Source organism: Ruegeria sp. (genome assembly GCF_965199275.1).
Classification (GTDB): Bacteria; Pseudomonadota; Alphaproteobacteria; order Rhodobacterales; family Rhodobacteraceae; genus Ruegeria.
Genome location: NZ_CBDAQX010000002.1, coordinates 128,409 through 138,076, shown reverse-complemented (window position 1 = coordinate 138,076; position 9,668 = coordinate 128,409). Strand labels below are relative to the sequence as shown.

Below are 9,668 nucleotides of genomic sequence, written 5' to 3'. Positions count from 1 at the left end.
CTTTTTGACCTTGCAGGTACCGCAAACGCCAAAAGTGTCAATCGGCATTGAATAATGACCCCCCATCGGCGTCCAAATTTGACCCCCCTTGGAGCTAAGAGGGGCGTTGAGGGGGTCGTGTTTAGGTTGATTCAGGAGGGGGTGGACAGCAGGTCAAACCGAAAAGAGAGCGTAGCTCGACTGAAGGTTTGACCTGCTGTCTGTTTTGAATTTATTCCCCGATTTCGAGGTTAGTCGCGGTGGTTAATTCGCCAGCTTTCGTTCCCGGTTTCGATGATATCGCAATGGTGTGTCAGTCGATCCAGGAGAGCAGTGGTCATTTTGGCATCTGTGAACACACTCGGCCATTCAGCAAATGCGAGGTTGGTTGTTAGCAGAATAGACGTTCGCTCGTACAGTTTGCTGATGAGATGGAAGAGTAATCGTCCACCAGACTCTGCGAACGGCAGATAACCGAGTTCGTCTATAATCACGAGGTCGACGCGGATCAGCTGCTCGCTGAGCCGCCCGGCGTTGCCTTCGCGATGTTCAGCCTCCAGCTTGTTCGCGAGATCCACAGCGCTGAAGAACCTGACCCGCCGGCGGTTATTGACCGCGTGGCCCCCGATCGCTGTTGCGAGATGCGTTTTGCCCGATCCGGTTCCACCGACCAGCACGCCATTCCTGGCCTGGTCCATAAAATCGCCGTCATGAAGATTGCGCACGACTTCCTCGTTGACGGGGCTGACCGTGAAGTCGAACTCAGGTAAGGACTTGCAGACCGGGAACTTTGCGGCACCCATCTGATACCGGATCGAGCGCGCAGTCTTTTCGGCCAGTTCGGCCGTGAGGAGTTCGGCCACGACCTGTTGGGGCCGCCAGTTGTTTTTGGCTGCGGCCTGCATCACTTCGTCAAAGCAGTTGACGATGCCTGGCAACTTCAGTTGACGGGCAAGTTCGAGAATTTCCTTACGCAGTTGCATGGGAGCCTCCAAGCCTGTCATAGCGAGCGCAATCCGCGATCGGTGCCATTTTCAGCTGCAGGTGGGCAGGCGGCTCAATCGCCTTTGGCGGCGGGGGATTGGTGCGCCGAGAGACAATGTTCAGGATCGCATCGGCCTTGCGCAGGCCAGATTTTAGAGCTTCTTCGCAGGCAGCCTCGACCACATCAATGTCGTGCTGGTAAGCAGCGAAAAGAATATCGGCAAGTTGCCGGTCTCCGTCGGATGTGCCCCGCAGATGGGTCCAGATCTGCGTCATTGCCGGTGGTAGGTCCCAGTCACGGAACGGTGCTCCATTGCGCAGAGCGCCAGGCTTGCGCTTGAGGACGGGCACATAGTGCCAAGGGTTGAAGATCGTTTTTCCTCGGCCGAAGCACCGTTCGTGCTCTCCGACAATCTCACCGTCTTGGCGCAGGACAATCCGCGTGGCGTAGACCTGCAACTGGACCTGACGTCCAACAGCTCTTGCCTCAACGCTGTATTTGTTTCTTTCGAAGTTGATCAGGCAGGTTCGGCTCACGGCGACCGTCTTTTCACGGAACCCGACGAAGGGCTTCTGCAGATGCGTCAGCAGCGGCTTTTCCTGCTGGAACTCCTCCCAGACCGTCACCTCCAGGTTTTCCGGATGCCGCAGTTCTTTTGCGCGTTTGATCGCGTCTTTTTGCAGCCGGGCATTCAATTCATCGAAGTCGGCCACCTCCAGACGCGGTGTAAAACTATAGGCGCGGCTCTCCTTGACCAGATTCTCAACCTGACCCTTCTCCCAACCGGCCGCGCGCGTACAGGCGATCGGGTTCACCAGATGATGAGAACACATCCGGGAGAATGCCTTGTTGAACTTTCTTTCCTTGCCCGACAGGATCGCATCGACGGCGGTCGTCATGTTATCGTAGATCCCGTTGATGCAGCCTCCACCAAAGAATTTGAAGGCCTCGTCGTGGGCATCAAAGACCATCTCCTGCGTCTCGCGCGGATAGGCAATGGAGAATGGCATGCGGCTATGGCAAAGTTTGAAATGGGCAACCTTCACGGTCGTGAGTGCACCGTCCATCAAAACCGTCTCCACACTCCAGTCGAACTGGTACGCCTCCCCAGGATCAAAGATCAGCGGGATGAACGCCTGCGCCTGTTGTCGGCCGTGCGCAATGCGCCAATTCTTTGTGTAGCGTCGAACACTGTCATACCCGCCGCCAAAACCATCATCGGAGAGTTCCTTCCAGATTTTGGTCATCCGCTTGCGGTGTTTCTTCGGAAGCGCCTCGTTCTCCTCAAGCGTTTCATCCAGACGCGCGCGCCAAGGCCCGAGCACCGGGTATGGCTGCGATTTGCGCTCATATTTGAACTCCGTCACTCCCGATCGGATTATCTTTCGAACCGTTGCACGGCTCAAATTGAGCGAACGGCAAATTTCCTTGATGCTCTTTTTTTCGATCAGGTGTAAGCGACGCACTTTTCTAATAGTTTCCACGCAAATCATCCCGCTTGCCTCTCCATCGACTGCTCAATGAAAAGGATGTCTACAACCATAGGGAGGGGTCAAATTTGGACGCCGATTTCCCCGCTTAGGGGGTCAAAATTGCACGCTTTTCTACACATCAGGCTTCCGACTGCCCTTCATCCCCGCTCTGGCGGGCAAGACACATGCTGTAATCAACCCTTTCTTATGGAGACCCCCTCACCATGACCCAAGCACAACTTTCGACTGTATCGACTGGCGCGTCTGCGTCTCAATCCGTGATTGTATTCCCTGAAGGGGTTCAGGGTTTACTGGTTCCGCTTGGTCCGAACGTGATCGCACGCACCTTCCGGCAAGGTGATGACCTTGTGATTGTTTACCAGGATGGTCGCCAGGTTCAAATTGCCGGTTTTTTTGACACGGGTGATCGTGTTTTGGTCGCGCAGGACCCGGAGAGCGGGGATCTGTTCGAGGTCAGCCTCGCGCCGGACGGTTCCCTGATCGGGGTTGAGCCGAGGTCCGTTGCGGATATTGCGGAGCTACTTGGCGCGACGCAGGAGGAGGTTGAGGCGCTGTCTGCAGCCCATGGGGCGGATGCGGATGCCGGGTTTGCCGACAGCGATCACGTGACGCTTTCAACACAATCCGGTGTCGAACTGGCCGCAATCAATCCGGGCCTGGTCGCTGCGGGAATTCTCGGCGCAGGTGCAATCGCCGCCATTGCAACCAGTAGCGGTGGATCGAGTTCGAAGAGCGATGGCAACAACCCGACCCCAACACCGGACACAACCTCGACAGAGACCACCGACCCGGGCAGGACGACTGCCCCCGACCCGACCCCGACGACCGCCCAGGGACCTGACACTGGAAATGGCACCACCCCGCCCGATGGCCCCGCTGGACCCGGCGGTGGTGATGCGGATGGCGACGAAGGAAGAGGTCAGCAGCCGGAAACCGGTGATGGTGCAGACCAGACCTCACCAACAGAGACAACCTCGACAGAGACCACCGACCCAGGCACGACGACGACCCCCGACCCGACCCCGACGACCGCCCGGGGACCTGACACTGGAGATGGCACCACCCAACCTGCTTCTCCCGATGGCACCGGCGGTGGTGATGCGGATGGCGACGAAGGAAGAGGTCAACAGCCGGAAACCGGTGATGGTGAAAACCAGACCTCACCAACAGATACAACATCTACAGAGACCCCCGATGGAACCGGCGACGGTGATGTGGGCGGGAACGCTGATGCAGCAGTGGCTGCGGCGACAGCACTGGGGACCATCGCGGATTACGCTGATCATGATCAGGGCAATCCAGCGCCGACGGTTGATATCTACACCACGGCGGGTGTGACCGGTGTGACGGATGCCAATCTTGCGGCAGTGAATGCGCGGGTTGCCGGTGCAGATCGCGAGGGTGCGGACACGGTGTCTGAACTGGATGCACTGGTTACGCTGGCCAACGGCGATGTTGCGGCAGCAGCGGCTGCGGCAACAGCACTGGGGACCATCGCGGATTACGCCGAGGATGACGCCAACAATCCAGCGCCGACGGCGGCGACCTACGCCACGGCGGGTGTGACCGGTGTGACGGATGCCAATCTTGCGGCAGTGAATGCGCGGGTTGCCGGGGTGGCGCGCGAGGGTGCGGACACGGTGTCTGAACTGGATGCGCTGGTTACGCTGGCCAACGGGGATGTTGCGGCAGCAGCGGCTGCGGCGACAGCACTGGGGGCCATCGCGGATTACGCTGATCATGATCAGGGCAATCCAGCGCCGACGGTTGATATCTACACCACGGCAGGTGTGACGGGTGTGACGGATGTCAATCTCGCGGCGGTGAATGCGCGGGTTGCAGGCGCAGATCGCGCGGGGCCGACGAAGTGTCCGAACTGGATGCGCTGGTTACGCTGGCCAACGAGGATGTTGCGGCGGCAGCGGCGGCATTGGATGCAGCAGCGGCTGCGGCGACAGCACTGGGGACCATCGCGGATTACGCCGATGATGACGCGAACAATCCAGCGCCGGATGTGGCGACCTACGCCACGGCGGGTGTGACGGGCGTGACAGCGGCCAATCTTGCGGCGGTGAATGCGCGGGTTGTTGAACTGGACGATGCCTTTGAGGAATTTGGTGGTGTGACCACGCGGGAAGACGTTCAGAGCGCCGTGGAAGCGGTATATACGGCAGCGGCGGCGCTTGAGACCATCGCGGCCTATGCCGAAGATGACACGAGCAATACTGAGCCGGATGTGGCGACCTACACCACGGCAGGTGTGACCGGTGTGACGGCTGCCAACCTCGCGGCGGTGAATGCGCGGGTTGCCGGTGCAGATCGCGAGGGTGCGGACACGGTGGCCGAACTGGATGCGCTGGTTACGCTGGCCAACGGGGATGTTGCGGCAGCAGCGGCTGCGGCAACAGCACTGGGGACCATCGTGGCCTATGCCGATGATCAGAGCAATACTGAGCCGACGGTTGATACCTACACCACGGCAGGTGTGGCCGGTGTGACGGATGCCAATCTTGCGGCAGTGAATGCGGCGATTGCAACAGGGGGCAGCAGTGCCTTTGTGCCCGATACTCTTGTGGAACCGACGGTCTTTGTTCAGGGCGTCGTGAACCGAGTGATATCCTCGTCGGAAACCGGTGATGGTGAAAACCAGACCTCACCAACAGATACAACATCTACAGAGACCCCCGATGGAACCGGCGACGGTGATGTGGGCGGGAACGCTGATGCAGCAGCGGCTGCGGCAACAGCACTGGGCGCTATCGCGGATTACGCCGAGGATGACGCGAACAATCCTGCGCCGGATGCGGCGACCTACACCACGGCGGGCGTGACCGGCGTGACAGATGCCAATCTCGCGGCGGTGAATGCGCGGGTCGCAGCCGCAGATCGCGAGGGTGCGGATACGGTGGCCGAAGTAGATGCGCTGGTTCAGCAGGCCAACGGGGATGTTGATGCAGCGGCGGCTGCAGCGACAGCACTGGGGACCATCGTGGCCTATGCCGATGATCAGAGCAATACTGAGCCGACGGTTGATACCTACACCACGGCGGGCGTGACCGGCGTGACGGATGCCAACCTTGCGGCGGTGAATGCGCGGGTCGCAGCCGCAGATCGCGACGGGGCCGACGAAGTGTCCGAACTGGATGCGCTGGTTACGCTGGCCAACGAGGATGTTGCGGCGGCAGCGGCGGCATTGGATGCAGCAGCGGCTGCGGCAACAGCACTGGGCGCTATCGCGGATTACGCCGAGGATGATCAGGGCAATCCTGCGCCGGATGTGGCGACCTACACCACGGCAGGTGTGACGGGTGTGACGGATGTCAATCTCGCGGCGGTGAATGCGCGGGTTGCAGGCGCAGATCGCGCGGGTGCGGATACGCGGGTTGAGGTCCAGAGCCTCGTGAATGCCACGCTTGCAACGCTGGCACAGGCGAAGATCGAGGCCTATGCGGAAGATGACGCGAACAATCCTGCACCGACGGCGCAGGATTACACGACCGTGGATGTGTTCGGGGTCAACGCCGTCAATCTTGCTGCGGTGAACGGGGCGGTGGCAGCAGCGACCCGGGAGCAAGTGGACAGCCATGCGGAACTGAGCGCATTGGTCGGTCAGGCGGTCCTCACAGGTGGGGCTGAAACAGCGGTGTCCATAATTACGGCGTATGCTGGTAGCCAGACGCAACCCGCCCCGACGGTTGAGACTTACGAGGCGGCGGGGATCAATGGCGTAACGCCGACCAATCTTGAGGCGGCGAATGCGGCAGTGGCGGCGGCGAATGCGGCGATTGTGCAGGCTCAAGCGGCCTCTCAATCGGTGTATGCTGCAATCCAGGAGGCCCTGGACAACACGGTCACCCGCACCCTGGAGACCGCCGCAAAAGTGGATGGAACACCTTACAGTGATGCTATCACCGGCAGCACGGGTAAAGACACGCTTTCGGGCTTGGCCGGCGATGACGTTCTTGGCGGCGGTGCCGGTAATGATGTTCTGTCGGGCGGTGACGGCAATGACGCTCTTTTGGGCGGTGCGGGCGATGACATGTTGGTCGGCGGGGCCGGTCGGGATGTACTGAACGGCGGCGCTGGCACCGATACGGCGGACTATTCCGGGTCTGTGGACGCCACCGGGGCCGCTGGGGGTGTGACTGTGGATCTTTCACAATTGCCCTTCAGCACGCCGTCCGGCGGCCATGCCGAGGGTGACGTCGTATCCGGTATTGAAAACCTGATCGGCTCTGCGGCGGACGACAGGCTGACCGGCGACGGAAACACCAACGTGTTCAATGGCGGTGCCGGCGATGACGTGCTCGCTGGCGGTGCCGGCAATGACACACTGACGGGTGGTGCTGGTGCGGACCAGTTCAGGGTCGGACCTGATGAGGACAGTGTCACCATCACGGATTTCAACACGGGCGAGGACCGGCTTTATCTTGATGTGGCGGAGGGCACGGCGCTGAACCCGCAGGTGGTGGACGGCACTCTGCGGCTCACGATTCCGGGCACACAGATCAGCCTTGCCGGTGTCACTGATGTGACTGCAGTGAACATCGAGTATTCGCCCGGGCTGACAGCGCTGGGGACCATCGCGGATTACGCCGATGATGACGCGAGCAATGATGCGCCGACGGCGGCGACCTACACCACGGCAGGTGTGACCGGTGTGACGGCTGCCAATCTCGCGGCAGTGAATGCGCGGGTCGCAGCCGCAGATCGCGACGGGGCGGACACGGTGTCCGAACTGGATGCGCTGGTTACGCTGGCCAACGGCGATGTTGCGGCTGCAGCGGCACCTGATGGCAGTTCTGGCAGTACATCTGGCGGCCAGACCGTCACGGGTACAGCGAACAACGACATACTCAGAGGCGGCGCGGGCAATGATACGCTCAATGGCTTGGCGGGCGATGACCAGCTGCTCGGCGATGCTGGAGGTGACCGGCTAAATGGCGGCGCGGGCAATGACACGGCTGTCTATGGCGGGGCGACAGGTGTCAGTGTGGACCTTGCGGCTGGCACGGGCACGGGCGGCGATGCGGACGGTGACCGGCTCAGCGGGATCGAGAACGTCAACGGCACTCTGGGCAATGACACGCTCAGGGGCGACAGCGGCGCCAACTATCTGGACGGCGGCATTCTGGGCGATGATACGCTTGAGGGCCGCGGCGGCCATGACCTGCTTCATGACGTTGGCGGCAATGATACGCTCTCGGGCGGTACCGGCAATGATGTGCTGGTCCCCGGCCCGGGTGATGACCAGCTCACCGGCGGCGACGGACGGGATATCTTCCGGATTGGTCGAGGCAATGGCACCAACCGCGTCACGGACTTTGACCCTGTGCAGGATGTGCTGGAGTTCCGGGAGGGGCTGTTTGCGGACCTTGCTGCGGTGAAGGCCGCGGCCACGGTGCTGCCGGAGAATGGCGGTTTGAGGATTGATCTGCCGGCGGTCGAGACCTTGGCAGCGGGCACGCTGACGGTGAGCGGTCTTGACAGCCCGGACGCGTTGACGGCCGCCAATGTGCGCATTGTGTCGGCGGACGTCGTCACCGGGGTTGCCGGGAACGGCACGGTGGCCCTTGCGGGCACGGCGGCGCAGGGCAGCCCGCTCACCGCAACGGTCACGGACGGCGACGGCACATCGACCACACCCTTTGTCAGCTACCAGTGGCAGCGCAGTGACGGGACAGGTGATTATGAGGATATCGGCGGGGCCGAGAGTGCAAGCTATACCCCTGGTCAGGCGGATGTGGGTCATACCCTCCGGCTTGTGGCCATCTATAGCGATGATGACGGCAATGACGAACAGGTGACCTCGGCCCCCACAGCCCCGGTCAGTAATGTCAATGACGCGCCGGAGGGCGTGCCCGTGATCAGCGGCCCAGCGAGCGGCGCGTTGACGGCGGGCGCGGTCCTGAGCGCCGACCGGACCGGTATCAGCGATGCGGACGGGCTACCGGGTGAGGCGTCCGGCTTCCGCTACCAGTGGCAGCGCAGTGACGGTGCAGGCGGGTATGAGGATATCGGCACCAACAGCGCCAGCTATACGCTGACAGACGCAGATGCGGGCCGGACCGTCCGGGTTGCCGTCCGTTACCAGGATGAGGGTGGCAAGGAGGAAGAGGTCATCAGTACGGCGACGAACGCGGTGGCAGTCCGCCCGGAAGTGGCAGCGCTGGGGACCATCGCGGCCTATGCCGAGGACCAGGCCAATCCAGCGCCGGATGTGGCGACCTACACCACGGCGGGCGTGACGGGCGTGACGGCTGCCAACCTGGACAGGGTGAATGTGCGGGTTGCCGGTGCGGAGCGTGAGGGTGCGGACGAGGTGTCCGAACTGGATGCGCTGGTTACGCTGGCCAACGGCGATAAGTTTGAAACGGGCACTGACGGTGATGACTTCCTGGTCGGCGGTGCCGGCAATGACAGGCTTTCGGGCTTGGCCGGCGATGACGCTCTGACGGGCTTGGCCGGCGATGACATACTTTCGGGTGGTGCCGGGGGTGACGCTCTGATTGGTGGTGCCGGCGATGACACTCTGATAGGCGATGCTGGCGGTGACACTCTGACGGGTGGTCCCGGCAATGACATTCTGATTGGCGGTGCCGGCGATGACACTCTGACCGGTGGGGCTGGTACGAACCGCTACCTGTTCCAGGGAGACGCGGAAGGGGATGATACCATCACCGATTTCGTGGGGGACGGGAATGATATTCTGGTCTTCGATGAAGAGGAATGGGGGGCTGGTGACGATGCGGCAGACCTGGAGGCACTGATCGCGGCTGTAGAGGTCAACGGTGACGGAGACCTTGTCATCACCCGGCCCGACAATAACGGCAGCATCACCCTGGAGGGGGATTATACACAAGATACAGATGTCTCAACTGTTCTGACCAACTCGACTGTCAACTTCGACCCGGAGGTGACGACTGTATGATGGCAGGCGAGGTAGCCGATGGTGCGCTCACCGGGGAGCATCGGGGAACACCCGATGCAGGGGAGAGAAGAGAGCGACCATCGGCGGCTACACTCGGTACGATACGGCAGATACTGGAACCAGTAAGACAACCTCAAACGTTCCAGGATGTGCTGTAAGCAAAGACGAAACTGCGAACGTCTTGTCGGTATCAGAATCTGCTGCGGATATGTCGGAATGGTAAGCTTTAACTGTTGTCCGCATACGCGGGGGTGAGTCAGGCCATCCGTCGCGCCTGGCG

Annotated in this window: 4 protein-coding genes; 2 read left to right on the top strand and 2 right to left on the bottom strand. The window is 61.3% G+C overall.

Going from position 1 to position 9,668, the window contains the following annotated elements:
- Positions 1-230 precede the first annotated feature (230 nt).
- Together istB and istA are read right to left on the bottom strand one after the other, a co-directional pair.
- Positions 231-962, bottom strand: coding sequence for an IS21-like element helper ATPase IstB (gene istB, locus ACOERD_RS00860; protein ID WP_419737606.1), 732 nt, complete (start codon positions 960-962; stop codon positions 231-233).
- Positions 949-2,457, bottom strand: a complete 1,509-nt coding sequence (gene istA / locus ACOERD_RS00855; RefSeq protein WP_419737605.1) for an IS21 family transposase — start codon at positions 2,455-2,457, stop codon at positions 949-951. The genes istB and istA overlap by 14 nt, the downstream gene beginning before the upstream one ends.
- Before the next feature lie 203 nt (positions 2,458-2,660).
- Here istA and ACOERD_RS00850 point away from each other — a divergent pair, with 203 nt between their 5' ends.
- On the top strand, positions 2,661-4,499 hold the full coding sequence (locus tag ACOERD_RS00850; RefSeq protein WP_419737715.1) for a hypothetical protein: 1,839 nt from the start codon (positions 2,661-2,663) through the stop codon (positions 4,497-4,499).
- Positions 4,472-9,388: a beta strand repeat-containing protein gene (locus ACOERD_RS00845; RefSeq protein ID WP_419737718.1), complete on the top strand. Its 4,917-nt coding sequence runs from the start codon at positions 4,472-4,474 to the stop codon at positions 9,386-9,388. Before ACOERD_RS00850 ends, ACOERD_RS00845 begins: the two co-directional genes overlap by 28 nt.
- The last annotated feature ends 280 nt before the right edge of the window (positions 9,389-9,668 follow it).